The organism is Isoptericola sp. 178 (genome assembly GCF_030586525.1).
Lineage (GTDB): Bacteria > Actinomycetota > Actinomycetes > Actinomycetales > Cellulomonadaceae > Isoptericola > Isoptericola sediminis.
Map to the genome: position 1 here is coordinate 408064 of NZ_JAUQYN010000003.1, position 18087 is coordinate 426150.

The following is an 18087-nucleotide window of genomic DNA, read 5'->3' on the forward strand; positions in this document are numbered from 1 at the left end:
CCTCCCCTGCCCGTGCGCGCGCCGTATGGTGGGGCCGTGACCACAGGCGATCCACTCGACGAGGCGCGCTCCCGGGCCACTCCTGCGCCGAGCGAACGCCGCCGCGAACCCTGGCCCGGCCCCCGACCGCTGCTCTGGGCACCTCGCGCGCACACCGTCGAGCTCGTGCTCCTTCTCCCCGACGGATCCACCTCGCGCCGACCGATGCGACTCGTCGGCGCCCACGAACCCGGCTACTGGCGTGCCGACGAGCAGATCTCCCCGGGGACGGACTACTCGTTCTCGATCGACGGCGGGCCGCCGCACTCCGACCCCGCGGCGGCCCACGTCCCCTCAGGGATCCAGGGCCCGAGCAGGATCCTGGACGAGCGGTTCGTGTGGCGGGACCACGCGTGGCCCGGGGCCGACCTCACCCGGGGGTCGCTGCTGCACCTCGACGTGCCCACGGTGACGCCGGAGGGGACCCTCGACGCCGCCACGGGGCTGCTGCCCGACGTCGCCACGCTCGGGGTCGACGGCGTCGAGCTCTCCCCCGTGGCGGCCTTCGACCCCGAGGCCGGTCCTCGCGCCGGCGTCCGGCTCTTCGCGGTCCACGAGCCCTTCGGGGGCCCGCACGCCCTGCAGCGGTTCGTGGACACGGCGCACCGCCACGGACTCGCCGTCGTGCTCGACCTGCCCCACCGGTGGGCGGTCGCCGACCCGCTGCGGCTGGACCGGTTCGGACCGTACGCGCAGGGGTCGCGGATCGCGCCGCGGCCGCGGAAGGACCACGGCCACGACGCCCCCCGGATCAACCTCGACGGCTCCGGCAGCCGCGGCCCCCGGGACTTCTTCGTCGCGGACGCCCGGCGCTGGCTGCACGAGTTCCACGTCGACGGCCTGCTGCTGGACGTCGAGGCCCTCGCCGACCGGTCCTCGGCGCCGTTCCTGACCGAGCTGGCGGCGGTCGCCCAGGACGTCTCGGCGCGGACCGGGCGCCCCCGTGCCCTGCTCGCCGACGGACCCGGTCTCAGCGACCGCCTCACCACGACCGTGGAGCGGCTGCTGACGGGGCGGCTCGACGGTCCGGCCGGCGACCTGCGCCGGCTGTCGACCGAGATCACCGCCCCGGCCCGGATCCCGGCCGGTCGACGGCGTGCGCTGCGAGCCGCCCAGCGCAGCGGCTCGTTCGTCGGACCCGTCACCCGCCTGCCGGCCGCCACCCGGGCGGTCCCCTGGTCACGCCTCGAGGACGTCGCCGGGTCCGCCGCCACGACCTCCGCGGACGACGACGCCACGCTGCTGGCGTTCGCCGTGCTCGCCGGCAGCGTCGTGGTCCTCGACACCGAGCACGTCCCCGTCCGGCCGGGCTCCGCGGACGCCCGCCGACTCGCGGCCTGGACGCGCCGGCTGCTCACCCTGCGGCCCGCCGCCCTGACGGACCTCGCCCACCGCCTGGAGGTCACGACCGACGACGGTGCCCTCGTCGCGCGTCGTGGCGGGACCGCGCTCGTCCTGGTCCTCGACCCCGCGGTGCCCGCGCTGGACCTCGTGCCTCGCCTCGGCACGCCGTCCGGCGCCTGGCGGGTGGCGGCGGCCTGGGACGAGGAACGCACACACCTGGAGGACGGGAGCCTGCGGGCCCCGCGGCGCTGCGTCGTCATCCTCCGGGACGACCCCGACGCCCGCCCCGCCGGCGCCGACCCGAGGACGGAACCCTGATGACCGCACCCTGGACCGAGCACCCGGCGACCTCCCTGCGCTGGCGGCCCGGTGATCGCCTCGACGCGCTCGACACCCGCTCCACCCCGGGCTACACCGGCCGCAAGCGCGCCGCCAAGGTGCTGCGCGCCGGCCACGCGGACGAGCTGTCGGACCTGCAGGAACGACTCTTCGCCCACGGCCGCACGGGTGGCGTGCGCAGCGTCCTGCTGATCCTGCAGGGGATGGACACCTCCGGCAAGGGCGGGATCGTGCGGCACGTCGTGGGCATGGTCGACCCTCAGGGCGTCCGGTGCCGAGGCTTCGGGCCACCCACCCCCGAGGAGCAGGCCCACGACTTCCTGTGGCGGATCCGGCGCGCCCTGCCGTCGCCCGGGCTGCTGGGCGTCTTCGACCGGTCGCACTACGAGGACGTGCTCGTCGTGCGGGTCGAGGAGCTCCAGCCCGAGGCGAGCTGGCGGGCCCGTTACGACGAGATCAACGCCTTCGAGGCCGAGACCGCCGCGGCCGGCACCGAGATCGTCAAGGTGATGCTGGCCATCTCGCCCGAGGAGCAGCTCGAGCGGCTGGTCTCACGCCTGGACCGACCGGAGAAGCACTGGAAGTACGACCCGGCCGACCTGCGCGCCCGGGAGCGGTGGGGCGAGTACCAGGCCGCGTACCAGGAGATGCTGGACCGCACCAGCACCGACGTCGCGCCGTGGTACGTCGTGCCCGCGGACCGCAAGTGGTTCGCCCGGCTGGCCGTGAGCGAGCTGCTGCGCCACACGCTGCGGGGCCTCGACCTCCGGTGGCCGGCGGCGGACTTCGACGTGGAGCGTCAGCGCCGGCTGCTCACCGGCGGGTGACGGCTCAGGCCCCGTCGAGGAGCGCGCGGCCGTCCTCGGCCAGCGCACCCAGGCGGGACAGCGCCCGGTAGTACTTCTTGCGGTAGCCGCCGCGCAGCATCTCCTCGCTGAACAGCGCGCGCGGGTCCGCCCCGGCCAGCAGCACCGGCACGTCGCGGTCGTACAGCCGGTCCACGAGCACGACCAGTCGCAGGGCGACCTCCTGGCGGGTCACCGGTCGCACCCCGGTCAGCCCGACCACCTCGACGCCGTCGAGCAGCGCCCCGTAACGGCTCGGGTGCACGGTCGCCAGGTGCGCGAGCAGGTCGGAGAAGTCGTCGACCACCGCGCGGGGACGCGCGGCCGCGGTGGTGCACACGACCTCGGTGGCGAGCGGCGCGGCGTCCGTGACCACCGACCGGTGGCGGTAGTCCTCGCCGTCGACACGGAGCACCTCGAAACGGTCCGCGAGCGCCTGGATCTCGCGCAGGAAGTCCTCCGCCGCGAACCGCCCCTCGCCGAGGGCGTCCGGCAGGGTGTTCGACGTGGCCGCGAGGGCGACGCCGCGGTCGGCGAGCTCGCGCAGCAGGCGTGACATCAGCACGGTGTCGCCCGGGTCGTCCAGCTCGAACTCGTCGATGCAGACGAGCTTCTTGGTGGAGAGGGCCTCGACCGTCGGCAGGAACCCGAGGGCGCCGACGAGGTTCGTGTACTCCACGAAGGTCCCGTAGGCGGCCGCGTCGGCCCCGAGCTCCTCCCGCACGGCGTGCGCGAGCGAGGTCAGCAGGTGGGTCTTGCCCACGCCGAACCCGCCGTCCATGTAGACGGCGGGCGCCGGACGACGACGGCCGAGCAGCGCCCGCAGCCCGCTCGGCGCCGGGCGCGCGATCTCGGCGGCCACCTCCTGCAGCCGGGCGACCGCGGCGGCCTGGCTGGGGTGGTCCGGGTTCGCGCGGTACGTGGCGAACCGCGCGTCGGCGAAGTGCCGCGGCGGGACGAGGTCCGCCAGGAGGCGGTCGGCGGAGAAGGCGGGACGGACCGCCACCAGGGAGCCGATGGCGGTCGTGTCGCTGGACTGCACTGCTGTCACGACGATCCACCCTATGCGGGCGTCGTAGTCTGGCCGCTGTGAGTTCCGACACGCCCCCGCTGGTCCGTCATCTCCCCACCGTCGGCGAGATCCCGCCCGACGCCGACGAGCACGTCCTCGCGGACCTGTACAGGGTGCCGGACGGGCCGTTCGTGCGGGCGAACATGATCGCCACCGTCGACGGGGCCGCCTGGGGTCCTGACGGCCGGTCCGCCTCGATCAACGACCCCGCGGACTGGCGGGTCTTCCGCGTCCTGCGCGCGCTGGCCGACGTCGTCCTCGTCGGCGCCGGGACCGCCCGGCAGGAGGGGTACACGGGCATGTCCCGGCCCCGCGGCCTGGAACGTCTCGCCACCGCGCCGCTCGAGCTCGCCATCGTCACCCGCAGCGGCCAGGTGCCCTGGGCGACGCTCGACGGCCCCCGTCCCCCGCTGGTGGTCACCGGGCGGGCAGGAGCGCAGGAGGCCGGGGCCGCCGTCGGCGAGGACCGGGTGCTGGAGTGCCCGGACGGCACCGAGGACGGCGTGGACCTGCGCGCGGCCCGCGAGGCGCTCACCGCGCGCGGCCTGGCGCGGGTGCTGTGCGAGGGCGGTCCCGGCCTGCTCGCCGACATGCTGGCCGCGGACCTCGTCGACGAGCTGTGCGTGACGACCTCACCGATGCTGGCCGGGCCCGGACCCGGCCGGATCGTCGCCGCCCCCCGGGACCGGGAGCCCGGCGCCGGGCGGGAGCTGCGCCTCGGCCACCTCCTGTCCGGGCCCTCCGGCACGCTGCTGGCGCGCTGGGAGGTCGGGTGACCCGTGCCGGCGGCCCCCTGGGCACCGCGGGCGGCGGTGCCGTAGGTTGCTGCCATGTCTGCAGAAGCATGGACCGTCGTCGTCCTCAGCGAGGACGCGCTGACCTCCGCCGACGTCGACCACATCACCGGGCTGCACACCGAGATGGACGCCGAGATCGCCTATCGCGTGCTGGTGCCCGCCGACACGGAGCACCGGGTCGTGTCCTCCGTGCTCGACCACCTCGGGATGCTCGAGCTGCGTGAGGCGTGGGACGACCTGATCGGCAAGGAGCCGACGCCCCAGCAGGCCACGGCGACCGCCGCCGAGCAGGTCACCGAGTCCGTGGAGCTGTTCCGCGACCGCGGCGCCACCGCCTCGGGCGAGGTCACCGAGGACGACCCGCTGCCGACGCTGCAGCGCGCCGTGGCGGACGGCGGCGACGAGGTCGTCGTGGTGACCTACCCGCACGCCGTCGAGGACACCTTCCACACCGACTGGGCCTCCCGTGCCCGGGACGTGCTGCAGGTGCCCGTGCTGCACCTGTACGCCGGCACCAGCGAGCTCGGCTGAGGCGGAGGTGCAGCGCAGGGTGGGGCCCGAGGAACGAGGCACCCGCCCGCAGCGCAACCGCAGACTCAGCCGACGACAGCACGGCTGAGGCCCAGGTCTACCGCACCCGGTGCCCGGCCCGCGTGATGGTCGCGCGCACGAGCTCGTCCATCGAGTCGAGGAACGGCGGCTCGTCCAGCAGCCCGTGGTCGACGGCGGCCACCGACAGCTCGGTGCAGCCGAGCACGACGACCCCGGCGCCGCGGTCGACGAGGCGCGCCGCGACCTGGCGCAGCGCGTCGGGGTCGGCCGGGCGACCGGCCTTGACCTGCTCGTAGATCACGGCGTTGACGCGCTCCTGGTCGGCCTCGTCGGGGGCGACGACGTCGATGCCGTGGGCGGCGAAGGCGTGGTCGTACACGCGGGAGGCGACGGTGCCGGCCGTGGCCAGCAGCCCCACGCGCGTCAGGTCCGGCACGCGGGCCCGTGCGGCGGCGACGGTCACGTCGACGATGGACACGAACGGCACCGTGACGGCGTCGAGCACCTGCTGGGTGAAGTAGTGCGCGGTGTTGCACGGCATCACCAGGAACCGCACCCCGAAGGCCTCGAGACGCGCCGCGTCGCGGGCCAGCACGGGGCCGGGGTCGTCCGTCGACCGGCCGAGCACGAAGTCGGTGCGGTCCGGGATCGTGGCGTGGTTGAGCACCACGAGGTCGACGTGCTCCTGGTCGCGCGCGGCGTCGGTGAGCTGCACGACCCGCTGCAGGAAGTAGGCCGTGGCCAGCGGGCCGACGCCGCCGATCACCCCGACCGGAGGCATCGGTCCCGTGGCCCCGGCGTCCGAGGTGGTGCTCACGCCGAGCCCCGCCACGCGAGGCGGCGGGCCTCGGCGACCGGGTAGTGCTGCGCGTACTTGCGCCACTGGTTGAGCTGGGCGATCGCCAGGTAGGCCAGCCGCCGCGGGTCCGTCTCCGCGCGGTACCACAGCGGGTTGGTGGACCGTCCGCGGCGGGCGAGGCGGCGTGCGGTCGAGCGCACCTCGTCGTCGAGCACGTACCGGCGCAGCAGGGCGCCGGGCAGCACCGTGTACAGGTGCTCCGCCTCGAGCTCGCCGGAGGCGGTGAGCGGCACGTCCGCCCCGAGCACCGCCCGCGGGTCGGGGTCCTGGCCCTGCACGTGCTCGTGCACGTAGAACGTCACGGCGTTCGCCCCGGCGGCGGTGATGTAGAAGTTCGAGCGACCCAGGCGCGGGTTCAGCTCGAAGAACACGTACCGGCCGTCGCGCGGGTCGTACTTGAGGTCGAAGTTCGCGAAGCCGGTCCAGCCCACGTGCTCGAGCATCCGGGTGGCCTGCTCGACGACCTCGTGGTTGACCTGCGTGATGATGCCGGCCGGGTTCCCCAGGGCGCCGGGCGTGTGCTCCTCGAGCAGCACGTGACCGTAGGCGGAGAAGCGGACCTTGCCCGTGGCGTCGGAGTAGCAGGTGAGGATCCGCATCCCGGAGTCGTCCCCGGGGATGTAGTCCTGGACGACGAACGACCCCTGGTACCCCGCGTCGTGGACCCGCCGGAGCAGGTCGACGAGCTCCTCACGGGTGTCGACGAGGAAGACCTTCTTCTTCCCGGCGAACTCCACGTCGTGGTACGCGGCCGTGCTGGCGGCCTTGGCGATGACCGGGAAGGTCAGCTCGGAGGTGTCGGGCTCGCCGCCCGCGGCGACGTCGTGGACGACCGTCGTCGGGTGGGCGATGCCGAGCTCGGCGCACAGGTCGCCGAACCCTTCCTTGTCGGTGAGCCGGTGCAGCAGCTTCTCGTCGACGTACGGGATCGTGTAGCGGTCCTCGAGCCGGGCCCGCTGCTCGACGAGGAGCCGGACCAGCCAGTCCGCCGACCCGACGGCGATCAGGTCGGCGTCGGCGTGCTCGTCGGCGATCGCCCGCAGCCGCGCCACCACGACGTCCGGGTCGTCGATCCCGGGCTCCACCACGTGCTGCAGGATCCGCGAGTGGCGCACGAGCCCCGTGGACATCCCGGAGACGACCACCGGGCGCACGCCGTAGGCCTCGTGGAAGGTCCGGGCCAGGGAGTAGGCGCCGATGTCACCGCCGAGGACGACGGGCTGCAGCCGGCGGCTCATCGGGTCTCCTGTCCTGCGGCGGTGCGCCGCGTCGTCGCGCGGAGGGCCGCGTCGTAGTTGGCCTGCAGGGCGCTGGCCGGGTAGTAGCGCCGGTACTTGCGCACGTGGTTCACCAGGGCGGTGAGCACGTACAGCCGACGGCGCGGGGAGGCGTCGGCGGCGTAGCGCAGCGGGTGCACGGTGCGTCCGGTGCGCATCAGCCCCACGACCCGGGCGCGCAGCCCCTCGTCGAGGACGTAGCGGCGCAGCAGCCGGTGCGGCACCACGCAGTAGAGCACCTCGCGCCGCGCCGTGACCTGCTCGCGACGCTCGCGGCGGATCACGTCGTCGACGAGCACCTCGGTCGGGTTCTGGCCGCCCGCGGTCAGGTAGTAGTTGTTGCGCCCGATGCGGGGGTTCTGCTCGAAGAACTTGTACACGCCGTCACGCGGGTCGAGCTTGACGTCGAAGTTGGCGAACCCGTGCCAGCCGACGTGCTCGCACAGCCGCTGGGCCGCGTCGAGGATCTCCTCGATCGGCTCGACGATCATCGCCGACGGGTTGCCCCGGGCCGCCGGGGTGCGCTCCTCCAGCAGCACGCGGGCGGAGCAGCGCAGGGTCACCCGTCCCGAGGTGTCGGAGTACGTCGTGACCGACCGCATCTGGGTGTCGTCGCCCGGGATCATCTCCTGGACGAGGAACCGCCCCCGGAACCCCGCGCGCCGCAGGCTGCCCCACAGGCTGTCCAGCTCGGCGCGGGAGGCGATCTCGTAGATCTTCTTCTTCCCGGCGAAGTGCACGTCGTGGTAGTCGGCGCTGGAGGCCGGCTTGGCGATCACCGGGTAGTCGAAGCCGACCGGCGCAGGCTTCCACCCCGGCTCGTCCGCGGTGGCGAAGTCCTGGATCACGGTGGCCGGCGTGGGGATGCCCAGCTCGGTGCACACGGCGGAGAACTCGGCCTTGTCGCAGATGCGGTCGATGAGGCCCATGTCGGCGTACGGCAGCACGTAGCCGGCGGCCTGCAGCGCGGACCGGTGGTGCGCGAGGATGCGCACGACCCAGTCCATGTTCGACTGCAGCAGCAGCGGCTCACGGTGCCCGGCCCCCCGACGCTCGCGCGCCACCCGCTCGAGGGTCGCGACGATCTCCTCGGCGGCGGTGCCGGACAGCACGGTGTCGATGAGCTGCGAGTGCGCGATGGGGCCGGGCTCGGCGAAGGCGACCACCGTGGTGCGCAGGCCGTAGGCCTCGTGGAAGGACCGCGTCAGCGCGTACACGCCGATGTCGGAACCGACGATCACGGGGTGGAACCCGGGGTCGCTCGTGGCGGCCTCGGGAACCGACTGGGGGTGGGTCACGGGGGTGTCAGGCCTCCTGCTCGGAACGGTCACCGGACCAGAGGGTGTGGAACGTCCCCTCGCGGTCGGTGCGACGATAGGTGTGCGCACCGAAGAAGTCACGCTGCGCCTGGATGAGCGCGGCGGGCAGGCGCTCCGCGCGGACGCCGTCGTAGTAGGCCAGCGACGACGAGAACGCCGGGGCGGGGATGCCGGCCGACGCGGCCTGGGCCACGACGCGGCGCCACGCGGACAGGCCGTCGCCGACGGCGTCGGTGAAGTACTCGTCCGACAGCAGCAGCGGGAGCTGCGGGTCACGCTCGTAGGCCTCGGTGATCCGGTTGAGGAACCGGGCCCGGATGATGCAGCCACCGCGCCAGATGCGCGCCATGGCACCCCGGTCGATGTCCCAGCCGTGCTCGGCCGACGCGGCGGCGATCTGGTCGAAGCCCTGGGAGTAGGCGACCACCTTGGAGGCGTACAGCGCCTGGCGGACGTCCTCGACGAACGCGTCCCGGTCGGCGACCTGCAGCGGCTCGGCGTTCGCCGGCAGCGCCCGGCGGCCGGCCTCGCGCTGCGGCACGCCGCCGGACAGGGCGCGCGCGAACGTCGCCTCGGCGATCCCGGTGATGGGCACGCCCAGGTCGAGACCGTTCTGCACGGTCCACCGGCCGGTGCCCTTCTGCTCGGCCTGGTCCAGGACGATGTCGACGAAGGCCTGGCCGGTCTCGGCGTCGACGTGCCGGAGCACGTCGGCGGTGATCTCGATGAGGAAGGACTCGAGGTCGCCCTCGTTCCAGGCCGCGAAGATCTCGCCGATCTCGGCGGCGGAGGCCCCCAGACCCGCCCGGAGCAGGTCGTAGGCCTCGGCGATGAGCTGCATGTCGGCGTACTCGATGCCGTTGTGGACCATCTTCACGAAGTGGCCGGCACCGTTCGGGCCCACGTACGTGCAGCACGGCGTGCCGTCGACCTTGGCCGAAATGGCCTCGAGGATCGGGCCGAGCGACTCGTAGGACTCCCGGGTGCCGCCGGGCATGATCGACGGGCCGAGCAGCGCGCCCTCCTCGCCGCCGGAGACCCCGGTGCCGACGAAGTGCAGGCCGCGGGCGCTCAGCGCCTCCTCGCGGCGGATCGTGTCCGGGAAGTGGGCGTTGCCGGCGTCGACGACGATGTCGCCGTCCTCCAGCAGCGGCAGCAGCTCGTCGATCACGGCGTCGGTGGCCGCGCCGGCCTTGACCATGATGACGACCTTGCGGGGGCGCTCGAGCGAGGCGACGAAGTCGGCCATCGACTCCGAGGGGACGAAGTCGCCCTCGTCGCCGGCCTCCTCCATGAGGGACTGCGTCTTGCCGTAGCTGCGGTTGTGCACCGCCACCGTGTACCCGTGGCGGGCGAAGTTCCGGGCGAGGTTCCGGCCCATCACCGCCAGTCCGGTGACGCCGATCTGAGCTCGTGCTGTCATTGCTTCCTGCTTCCTCGTGGAGGTCGTTCCCGGGCGAACACTCCGTCGGTCACCCGCCAGGCCGAGAACAGCCTAGTCGGACGGCACGCGGGGCAGGTCGGCGTGCCGCGATCCGGACACGCGCCGGTGGGCCGGCGACGACGGGACGGGGCCGTCCGGCACGTCGGCCCCGCGCGGCGCCCCGCCCGGCGTACGGTGACAGGGTGACTGCTTCCCCGCCGGAGGTCCCGGGGCGGTTCGCCGCCGCGCTGGCGTCGCTGCGCGGCCGTCGCACCCGCCCCGAGGTCCGGCTGTCCGAGATCCCCGGGCCGCGACGTGTGGCGCCGTACAGCCTGGCGCTGGAGGGCGAGGTCATCAGCGGCGGGGTCGAGCTGGCCACCGGACGTTTCGTCGTCCTGCACGACCCCGCGGGGCAGGACCAGTGGCGCGGCGACTTCCGGGTCGTGACCCTGGTGCGCGCCGAGCTCGAGCCGGAGCTGGCCGGGGACGAGATGCTCGGCGACGTCGCCTGGACCTGGGTGACCGAGAACCTCGAGTCGGCGCAGGTGGGAGCGATCGCGACCGGCGGGACGGTCACCCGGGTGCTCTCGCAGAGCTACGGGGCGCTGGCACGCACGCCGGACGCGGTGGACCTGGAGATCCGGGCCTCCTGGACGCCGACCGACACCGACCTGGGGGCGCACCTGGAGGTCTGGGCGGACCTGATGTCGACGGCCGGCGGCCTGCCCCCGCTGCCCGACGGCGTGACGGCCCTGGACGTGCGACGCCGTACCGTGGAGCCATGAGCTCCGGCGTGACCCAGGCCGACCCCGGCGTCGTCCCCCTGTCCGAACCGGCCGACGGGGTCGGCGAGGTCGTCTCCACCCCGCGGTCCCTGGACCGCGTCGTCACCGCGTTCGGTGCCGGGTCGGGCCCGGTGGCGGCCGACGCCGAGCGGGCCTCCGGGTACCGGTACGGCCAGGCCACCTACCTCGTGCAGCTCCGCCGCGAGGGCGCGGGGACCGCACTGCTGGACCCGGTGACGCTGCCGGACCTGTCGGCGGTCGCGGACGCCGTCGGACCCGTCGAGTGGGTGCTGCACGCGGCCTCCCAGGACCTGCCGGGACTGGCCGAGCACGGGCTGCGGCCGCCGCGGATCTTCGACACCGAGCTGGCCGCCCGGCTGCTGAACCTGCCGCGCGTGGGCCTCGCGGCCGTCGTCGCCGACACCCTCGGCCTCGGCCTCGCCAAGGAGCACTCCGCGGTCGACTGGTCGACGCGCCCGCTGCCCACGGACTGGCTCCGGTACGCGGCGCTCGACGTCGAGGTGCTGGTCGAGGTCCGCGACGTGCTCGCCGCGCGGCTCGAGGAGGCGGGCAAGGCCGAGTGGGCCGCCCAGGAGTTCGAGCACGTGCGCACCCTGCCGCCGCCGGCCCCGCGGCCGGACCCGTGGCGCCGCACCTCGGGGACGCACACGGTGAAGAACCGACGCGGCCTGGCGGTCGTGCGGGCGCTGTGGGAGGCCCGTGACCGCAACGCCCGCGAACGCGACGTCTCGCCGGGCCGGGTGCTGCCGGACCGCGCGATCGTCGCCGCGGCGCGCGCGATGCCGCGCACGGCCGGGCAGCTGGCGGCGGTCCCGGAGTTCGCCACCAAGGGCGCCCGACGGCGGATCACCACCTGGCAGCGCGCGATCGACACCGCGCTGGCCCTGCCCGACGCCGAGCTGCCCGCGATCCGGGGGCCGCGCACCGACGGACCCCCGCAGCCGCGCACCTGGGCCGACAGAGACCCCGTCGCAGCCCGGCGCCTGGACGCGGCGCGCGCGATCGTGGCCGAGCTCTCCGAGACCCACGACGTCCCGGCCGAGAACCTGCTGCAGCCCGACGCGATGCGCCGCCTGTGCTGGTCGCCGCCGGAGCCCGCGGGTGCCGAGGAGATCGGGGAATTCCTGCGCGGACGGCGTGCCCGGGAGTGGCAGATCGGTCTGGTGGCGGAGCGGTTCGCGCGCGGTTTCGCCGACGCCTGACCGGCGCGGCCCACGGGCCGGCCTGCCCGCCCGCCGTCTGATACCGGGTCTCAGGTGGTCTATGCTCTTCGTGGTACTCGCGGTAGCGTGTACCTGTGCTCGGCGTGACCCGCCGCGGCACCCGAGCGACGATGCTCCCCGGCACCGTCGGAACCGATCCCCCGCAACGGACGGAGCTGCCATGACCGTGGCCCCCCAGGCCCCCGGCACCACCCGAGACCCGGCCCGTCGCGCCCTGCGCGACGTCGTGTTCGTCGAGGGCGTGCGCACCCCCTTCGGCAAGGCCCGGCCCGACGGCCTGCTGGCCGAGACGCGTGCCGACGACCTCGTCGTCAAGGCGCTGCGCGAGCTGCTGCGCCGTCACCCCGAGCTGCCCGTCGAGCGCATCGACGAGGTCGCCATCGCCGCCACGACGCAGCAGGGCGACCAGGGCCTCACGCTGGGCCGGACCGTCGCGCTCCTCGCGGGCCTGCCGACGTCGGTCCCCGGCTACGCGATCGACCGCATGTGCGCCGGCGGCATGACCGCCGTGACGACCACCGCGGCGGGCATCGCCATGGGCTCCTCCGACGTCGTCGTCGCCGGCGGTGTCGAGCACATGGGCCGGCACCCGATGGGCCTCGACGCCGACCCCAACCCCCGGTTCCTCGCGGAGAAGCTGGTCGACCCCGAGGCGCTCAACATGGGCGTCACCGCGGAGAACCTGCACGACAAGTTCCCGCACCTGACCAAGGAGCGTGCCGACGCCTACGCCGTCAACACGCAGGCCAAGTACGCCAAGGCCGTGGCGAACGGCGACATCGGCCCGGAGATCGTGCCGATCGCCGTCCGGTCCGCCGAGAAGGGCTGGGGCCTGGCCACCGAGGACGAGCTCCCCCGCCCCGGCACCACGATGGAGGGCATCGCCGACCTCAAGACGCCGTTCCGCCCCGGCGGTCGGGTCACCGCGGGCAACGCGTCCCCGCTGACCGACGGCGCCACCGTCTCGCTGCTCGCCGCCGGCGACACCGCCGAGGAGCTCGGCCTGCCCGCCGCGATGCGCATGGTGTCCTACGCCTTCGCCGGCGTCCCGGCCGAGATCATGGGCTACGGGCCGGTCCCGGCCACCGACAAGGCGCTCGCCCAGGCGGGTCTGACCATCGACGACATCGGCCTGTTCGAGATCAACGAGGCCTTCGCCGTGCAGGTGCTCAGCTTCCTGGACCACTACGGCATCGCCGACGACGACGAGCGCGTCAACAGCTACGGCGGAGCCATCGCCGTCGGCCACCCGCTGGCCAGCTCCGGCGTGCGTCTGATGACCCAGCTCGCGCGCCAGTTCGCCCAGCACCCCGAGGTCCGGTACGGCATGACGACGATGTGCGTCGGCCTGGGCCAGGGCGGCACCGTCATCTGGGAGAACCCCCACCACGCCGACTACTCCGGCCACGTCCCGACCACCACGGAGGGCTGAGCACGATGACCGACACCACGACCGAGACCCGCGAACCCCGGGCCGAGCGCGTCACCCACTCCCTCGTCCGCGACGTGGAGCTGCCCGGCGGCCAGGGCACCCTGGCGCTGGTCACCCTCGACAACGGGCTCGACCACACCAAGCCGAGCACCCTCGGGCCGGAGGGTCTGGCCGAGCTGACCGCCGCCCTGCGCACGCAGCAGGAGCGCGCGGCGGCCGGCGAGATCGCCGCCGTCGGCATCACCGGCAAGCCGTACTTCCTGGCCGCCGGCGCCGACCTGCTCGGCGTCAGCGCCGTGACCTCCCACGACCAGGCGCTCGAGCTGGGCCGCGCGGGTCACGCCGCCTACGAGCTGCTGCACACGATGGGCGTGCCGACCTTCGCGTTCGTCAACGGCCTCGCGCTGGGTGGCGGCCTGGAGATCGCGCTCAACTGCGACTACCGCACCGTGGCCTCCGACGCCGCCGCGCTCGGCCTGCCCGAGACCGCGCTCGGCCTCGTGCCCGGCTGGGGCGGCGCCTACCTCGTGCCGCGTCTGATCGGCATCGAGAAGGCCGTCGACGTCATCCTCACGCGGCCGATGGCCAACAAGCCGTTCAAGCCCGCCGAGGCGCTCGAGATGGGCCTCGTCGACGCGCAGTTCGAGGCCGCCGACTTCCTGGAGCGGTCCCTGGCCTGGGCCGCGGGCGTCGTGTCCGGCGAGGTCACCGTCGAGCGTCGCGAGCTCGACCCGCAGCCCGTGTGGGACGCCGTCGTGCAGGGCACGCGCGAGCGTCTCGACGCGGTCATCAACGGGTCCCGCCCCGCGCCGTACCGGGCGCTGGACCTGCTCGCCGGTGCCCGCGACGCCTCGCGCGAGGAGGCCTTCGTCGCCGAGGACGAGGCCCTGGCCGACCTCGTCATGACCGACGAGATGCGTTCCAGCGTGTACGCGTTCCAGCTCACCTCGTCCGGCAAGAAGCCGAAGGGCGCCCCGGACAAGTCGCTGGCCAAGCCGGTGACGCGCGTCGGCATCGTCGGCGCCGGTCTGATGGCCGCCCAGATCGCCCTGCTCGTCTCGCAGCGCCTGGGCGTCCCGGTCGTCATGCGCGACCTGGACACCGAGCGCGTCGAGAAGGGCCTGGGCTACGTCCGGTCCACCGTCGAGAAGCTCGTCGGCCGCGGCCGGATGAAGCCGGAGGTCGGCGACCGCATCGTCGCCAGCATCTCGGGCACCACCGAGATCTCCGAGTTCGCCTCCTGCGACGTCGTCGTCGAGGCCGTCACCGAGGTCATGGGCCTGAAGAAGAAGGTCTTCGCCGAGCTCGAGGAGATCGTCGGCGAGGACACGATCCTGGCCACGAACACCTCCGCGCTGTCGATCACCGAGATGGCCTCGGACCTGCGCCACCCCGAGCGCGTGGTCGGCATCCACTTCTTCAACCCGGTGGCCCAGATGCCGCTGGTCGAGGTCGTCAACGCCGAGCACACCTCGGACGAGGCCCTGGCCACGGCGTTCGCCATCACCAAGAAGCTGCGCAAGACGGCCGTGCTCGTCGCGGACCGTCCGGGCTTCGTCGTGAACCGCCTGCTCGTGCTGGTCATGGGCAAGGTCGTCGAGGCCGTCGAGAACGGCACCTCGGTCGAGGTCGCGGACACGGCGCTCTCCCCGCTCGGGTTCCCGATGCCGACGTTCGAGCTCTTCGACCTCGTCGGCCCCGCCGTCGGCCTGCACGTGCTGACCTCGCTGCGCGAGGACCTCGGCGACCGGTTCCCCCAGTCCCCCGGTCTGGAGAAGATCGTCGCCGACGGCACCCGCGTGGTGCAGGACGCCCCCGGCCGCGGGCTGCCCAAGCCCGTCGACCCGGCGATCCAGTCGGTGTTCGGCGAGGCGTTGCCGGCCGGCTCGGAGGGCCGGGCGGGCACGCCGGTGCTCGACGCCGACGGCGTGCTGGACTCGGTGCTCACGGCCCTGACCGTGGAGATCGGGCACATGCTGGAGGAGAACGTCGTCGCCGACCCCTCGCAGATCGACCTGTGCATGATCCTGGGCGCCGGGTGGGGCTTCCACACGGGCGGCATCACGCCGTACCTGGACCGCACCGGCTACAGCGAGAAGGTGCTGGGCCGCCGCCTGCTGCCGGACGGCGTCGCCAACGTCCCCGGGGGCTCCGCCTGAGCCGAGGTCACCTGACACCGCCCTCCCCGGGGTGAGACGCACCGGAGGCCCGGTCCCGACGTCGGGACCGGGCCTCCGGTGCGTCCGGGGCGTCAGCGGGCCGGGTCGCCGCCGTCCCCGCCGAGCTCGTCGGCCACGGTGACGAGCCACTCGGCCCAGAACTTCTTCCACTGCTCGGCCTCGGCCGGCGTGCCGATGCGCTCGTGCGTGACCGTCACGCGGCACCGCTGCCCGACGGCGTCCATCGAGAGCATGAGCATCCCCCGGTCCGCCTCGCCGTCCGGACCGGACTCGGTCACCGCGAAGCGGGGGCTCTTCACCCCAGGGCGGGAGCGCGCCGTGAGCGTCAGGCCGGGCACCAGGGTGTCGGGTCCGCCGTCGTCCAGCAGCCGGGCCCGCACGGTCTCGCGGTCGACGTCCAGCGTCCGGGACCGGCTCACCGTGAACGTGCCGTCCGGTATCTGGCCCGGCAGCCGGATGCCGGTGATGCGTTCGTAGCCGACAGTCACCGTCTGCACCCACCAGCCGGAGAAGGCGGCGCGGGAGGTGACCCACGCGGCGATCTCGGGGTGGGAGGCGGAGCGGCCCGGACCGGCGTCGATCCGGGCGACCCACTCGTCCCAGCCGAGGCCGGTAGCGTCCCGGACACTCTCGTCGGACAGCTCCGGCTCGCTGACCCACCCCGACGGGGTGCCGGGCGGTTCCGTCAGCAGGGAGCGGCGCGCCGCCGCGTAGCGTTCGCCGGTGCGTGCCATCCGCTCGCGGACGCGGCGCTTGAACGATTCCTGGGAGGTCATGAGGACTCCTCGTGCTCGCGGGTGCGCCACCAGCGGCTCGCGCCCGCGGTGCCGCACCGGAACACGGGTGTCCTGTGCGACGCGTCGAGCACTCGAGGTCCCCTTTGCCCTCACCGCACCAGGCGGTCCCGGTGGCGCGAGCACCGGGGAGAGGGTGGGGCGGGACGCACCGCCCACCCTCAGACTAGCCCCTGCGCGGAGCGGCTGTCGGGTTGAGCGGCACGCGCGGCGGCGAGCACCTCGCGCGTCGTCGCCGCGGCCACGTCCGGCGCGTCGCCGTGGGCGACGTCCCAGCGGCGTCCGTGCGACACCCAGCCCGTGCGCGTGCCGGCGGCCCGCCCGGCGGCGACGTCGGCGTGCCCGGCGTCCCCGACCATCCACACCCGGCCCCGGTCGGCGTCGGCCGCGCCGAGGCGCTCCAGCGCGATCTCGAGCAGCGCGGGGTCGGGCTTCTGGACGCCCTCCTCCCCGGAGACGACGATCGCGTCGACACGTGCCTCGACGCCGCACCGGTCGATCTTGCCGCGCTGCTGGTGCGAGACGCCGTTGGTCACCACGGCCACCCGGTCCCCGCCGGCGCGCAGCGCGTCGAGGTCGTCGAGCACGCCGTCGTAGGCGCGGACGTGGTCGCGGATGCCGGCCCGGAAGCGGTCGACCGCCGCCGGGACGTCATCGGCCCACCCGAGCCGGGCGATCAGCTCGCGGGCGACGTCGGCCTTGGGCGCGAAGCCCCCGTCGTCGGCGGCGACGATCGCGGCCAGGTCGTCGTCCGTCCCGCCGTCGTCGGCCACCGCGCGCGCCGCCCAGGCGGCGAAGGCCGCGTCCCGGGAGACGAGCGTGTTGTCCAGGTCCAGGAGCCAGATCATGGCGCCAGGTTACGCGGGGCGCCGCCACCGGCGGCGCGCCGTCCCGGCGAGCGGATCGGGCGGCCGGTGCCCGGGCGGGAGCTCCGCCCGCTCCCCCAGCGCCACCAGCACCGACGGCACCAGCGCCGCGGCCGTGCGCCGGTAGCCGAGCGCGCTGGGGTGGAACCGGTCGAGGCTGAACGCCTCCTGCGGGGAGGACACGAAGAAGGGCCCGACGACCGCCGCCAGGGAGACGGTGTGCGCCCCGGCCCGGCGGGCGGCCACGGACTGCGCGGCCGCGAGCTGCCGCGAGGCGCGCGAGCCGAGGGCCCGCAGCGGCTGCGGCACCGGCCGCAGCGCCCCGAGGTCGGGGCAGGTGCCGACGACGACGGCGCTGCCCCGCTCCTGCAGCCGCTCGACCGTCTCGACCAGGTGTCGCACGGAGGTCGCGACCGGCACGCGGTGGGTGACGTCGTTGCCGCCGACGACGACGACCGCCACGTCGGGCCGGTAGTCGTCGTCGAGCCCGTCCAGCTGGGTCCGCAGCGCCGACGACTCCGCACCCACCACGGCGGCGCAGCGCAGGCGGACGGGACGCTGGAGCTGCTGGGCGACCCCGCGGGCGATCCGGGCTCCCAGGGTGTCCTTGCGCCGCTCGGCACCGAGCCCCGCCGCGACGGAGTCGCCGAGCACGAGCAGCTCCAGGGGGTCGCCCGGGTACCGGGCCCGCCAGACGCGGTCGGCGTCCGGCACCTCCTCGCCGAGCGCCTTCCCGATCCGTCGGCGGGCGATCGCGGCCTGGCGGCGCAGCACCACGACGGCGACTCCCGCCGTCACCGAGGCGGCGAGGGGGACGGTCAGTGCGGGGAGCGTGGTGCGCGGGCGACCCATGACCGCAGTTCAACCAGACGCGTCTGAACGCCGGGTGACGCCACCCTGACGTGTCGGGGTCGGCGTCT

At 74.4% G+C, this 18087-nt stretch carries 16 protein-coding genes; 8 read left to right on the forward strand and 8 right to left on the reverse strand.

What is annotated here, in order from left to right; genetic code table 11:
• The first annotated feature begins 36 nt into the window (after nucleotides 1-36).
• Together Q6349_RS11085 and Q6349_RS11090 are read left to right on the forward strand one after the other, a co-directional pair.
• Nucleotides 37-1701 carry a hypothetical protein gene (locus tag Q6349_RS11085; protein WP_304604123.1) on the forward strand — a complete coding sequence of 555 codons (1665 nt, stop codon included), beginning with the start codon at nucleotides 37-39 and terminating at the stop codon, nucleotides 1699-1701.
• Entirely contained in the window at nucleotides 1701-2549 is an 849-nt protein-coding gene (locus Q6349_RS11090; protein WP_304604124.1) for a PPK2 family polyphosphate kinase, read from the forward strand. Before Q6349_RS11085 ends, Q6349_RS11090 begins: the two co-directional genes overlap by 1 nt.
• A 4-nt stretch (nucleotides 2550-2553) precedes the next feature.
• On the opposite strand, the gene zapE is transcribed toward Q6349_RS11090, so the two are convergent.
• Complete coding sequence (zapE, locus tag Q6349_RS11095) at nucleotides 2554-3624, reverse strand: cell division protein ZapE (protein WP_370375621.1); 1071 nt, start codon at nucleotides 3622-3624, stop codon at nucleotides 2554-2556.
• 32 nt (nucleotides 3625-3656) lie between these two features.
• On the opposite strand from zapE, the gene Q6349_RS11100 reads away from it, so the two are divergent.
• Both Q6349_RS11100 and Q6349_RS11105 read left to right on the forward strand, forming a co-directional pair.
• Nucleotides 3657-4415 (forward strand): dihydrofolate reductase family protein, encoded by a 759-nt coding sequence (locus Q6349_RS11100; protein WP_304604125.1) that lies wholly within the window; start codon nucleotides 3657-3659, stop codon nucleotides 4413-4415.
• Between the two features lie 54 nt (nucleotides 4416-4469).
• On the forward strand, nucleotides 4470-4967 hold the full coding sequence (locus tag Q6349_RS11105; RefSeq protein WP_171248165.1) for a hypothetical protein: 498 nt from the start codon (nucleotides 4470-4472) through the stop codon (nucleotides 4965-4967).
• A gap of 97 nt (nucleotides 4968-5064) precedes the next feature.
• On the opposite strand, the gene Q6349_RS11110 is transcribed toward Q6349_RS11105, so the two are convergent.
• Genes Q6349_RS11110 through gndA form a run of 4 tightly spaced genes read right to left on the reverse strand, consistent with a single transcriptional unit; the run spans nucleotide 5065 to nucleotide 9866 of the window.
• Complete coding sequence (locus Q6349_RS11110; protein ID WP_304604126.1) at nucleotides 5065-5805, reverse strand: aspartate/glutamate racemase family protein; 741 nt, start codon at nucleotides 5803-5805, stop codon at nucleotides 5065-5067.
• Nucleotides 5802-7085 carry a carboxylate--amine ligase gene (locus tag Q6349_RS11115; protein ID WP_304604127.1) on the reverse strand — a complete coding sequence of 428 codons (1284 nt, stop codon included), beginning with the start codon at nucleotides 7083-7085 and terminating at the stop codon, nucleotides 5802-5804. Before Q6349_RS11115 ends, Q6349_RS11110 begins: the two co-directional genes overlap by 4 nt.
• The gene (locus tag Q6349_RS11120; RefSeq protein WP_304604128.1) at nucleotides 7082-8422 is read right to left on the reverse strand and encodes a hypothetical protein; all 1341 of its coding nucleotides are present in this window, start codon (nucleotides 8420-8422) and stop codon (nucleotides 7082-7084) included. The genes Q6349_RS11115 and Q6349_RS11120 overlap by 4 nt, the downstream gene beginning before the upstream one ends.
• 7 nt (nucleotides 8423-8429) lie before the next feature.
• Nucleotides 8430-9866: an NADP-dependent phosphogluconate dehydrogenase gene (gndA, locus tag Q6349_RS11125; RefSeq protein ID WP_304604129.1), complete on the reverse strand. Its 1437-nt coding sequence runs from the start codon at nucleotides 9864-9866 to the stop codon at nucleotides 8430-8432.
• A gap of 203 nt (nucleotides 9867-10069) precedes the next feature.
• Between gndA and Q6349_RS11130 the strand changes: the two genes are divergently transcribed.
• From Q6349_RS11130 to Q6349_RS11145, 4 genes are all read left to right on the forward strand, one after another.
• A complete protein-coding gene (locus Q6349_RS11130) occupies nucleotides 10070-10651 on the forward strand; it encodes a DUF3000 domain-containing protein (RefSeq protein ID WP_171248161.1) in 582 nt (193 codons plus the stop codon).
• Nucleotides 10648-11874 (forward strand): HRDC domain-containing protein, encoded by a 1227-nt coding sequence (locus tag Q6349_RS11135; RefSeq protein ID WP_304604130.1) that lies wholly within the window; start codon nucleotides 10648-10650, stop codon nucleotides 11872-11874. The genes Q6349_RS11130 and Q6349_RS11135 overlap by 4 nt, the downstream gene beginning before the upstream one ends.
• Nucleotides 11875-12055: 181 nt before the next feature.
• Nucleotides 12056-13327, forward strand: coding sequence for a thiolase family protein (locus Q6349_RS11140; protein WP_304604131.1), 1272 nt, complete (start codon nucleotides 12056-12058; stop codon nucleotides 13325-13327).
• Between the two features lie 5 nt (nucleotides 13328-13332).
• The gene (locus Q6349_RS11145; RefSeq protein WP_304604132.1) at nucleotides 13333-15486 is read left to right on the forward strand and encodes a 3-hydroxyacyl-CoA dehydrogenase NAD-binding domain-containing protein; all 2154 of its coding nucleotides are present in this window, start codon (nucleotides 13333-13335) and stop codon (nucleotides 15484-15486) included.
• A gap of 92 nt (nucleotides 15487-15578) precedes the next feature.
• On the opposite strand, the gene Q6349_RS11150 is transcribed toward Q6349_RS11145, so the two are convergent.
• The 3 genes from Q6349_RS11150 to Q6349_RS11160 form a co-directional block, all read right to left on the reverse strand.
• Complete coding sequence (locus Q6349_RS11150; protein WP_304604133.1) at nucleotides 15579-16283, reverse strand: hypothetical protein; 705 nt, start codon at nucleotides 16281-16283, stop codon at nucleotides 15579-15581.
• 179 nt (nucleotides 16284-16462) lie between these two features.
• A complete protein-coding gene (locus Q6349_RS11155) occupies nucleotides 16463-17149 on the reverse strand; it encodes an HAD family hydrolase (protein ID WP_304604134.1) in 687 nt (228 codons plus the stop codon).
• A gap of 9 nt (nucleotides 17150-17158) precedes the next feature.
• Nucleotides 17159-18019: an SGNH/GDSL hydrolase family protein gene (locus Q6349_RS11160; RefSeq protein ID WP_304604135.1), complete on the reverse strand. Its 861-nt coding sequence runs from the start codon at nucleotides 18017-18019 to the stop codon at nucleotides 17159-17161.
• Between the last annotated feature and the right edge of the window lie 68 nt (nucleotides 18020-18087).

Excerpts from the sequence above, each read along its gene's own strand:
- Q6349_RS11105 (WP_171248165.1), top strand. The coding sequence starts at position 4,470 with ATGTCTGCAGAAGCATGGACCGTCGTCGTCCTCAGCGAGGACGCGCTG.
- Q6349_RS11160 (WP_304604135.1), bottom strand. The coding sequence starts at position 18,019 with ATGGGTCGCCCGCGCACCACGCTCCCCGCACTGACCGTCCCCCTCGCC.
- Q6349_RS11090 (WP_304604124.1), top strand. The coding sequence starts at position 1,701 with ATGACCGCACCCTGGACCGAGCACCCGGCGACCTCCCTGCGCTGGCGG.
- Q6349_RS11140 (WP_304604131.1), top strand. The coding sequence starts at position 12,056 with ATGACCGTGGCCCCCCAGGCCCCCGGCACCACCCGAGACCCGGCCCGT.
- Q6349_RS11135 (WP_304604130.1), top strand. The coding sequence starts at position 10,648 with ATGAGCTCCGGCGTGACCCAGGCCGACCCCGGCGTCGTCCCCCTGTCC.
- gndA (WP_304604129.1), bottom strand. The coding sequence starts at position 9,866 with ATGACAGCACGAGCTCAGATCGGCGTCACCGGACTGGCGGTGATGGGC.
- Q6349_RS11115 (WP_304604127.1), bottom strand. The coding sequence starts at position 7,085 with ATGAGCCGCCGGCTGCAGCCCGTCGTCCTCGGCGGTGACATCGGCGCC.
- Q6349_RS11155 (WP_304604134.1), bottom strand. The coding sequence starts at position 17,149 with ATGATCTGGCTCCTGGACCTGGACAACACGCTCGTCTCCCGGGACGCG.
- Q6349_RS11145 (WP_304604132.1), top strand. The coding sequence starts at position 13,333 with ATGACCGACACCACGACCGAGACCCGCGAACCCCGGGCCGAGCGCGTC.
- Q6349_RS11150 (WP_304604133.1), bottom strand. The coding sequence starts at position 16,283 with ATGACCTCCCAGGAATCGTTCAAGCGCCGCGTCCGCGAGCGGATGGCA.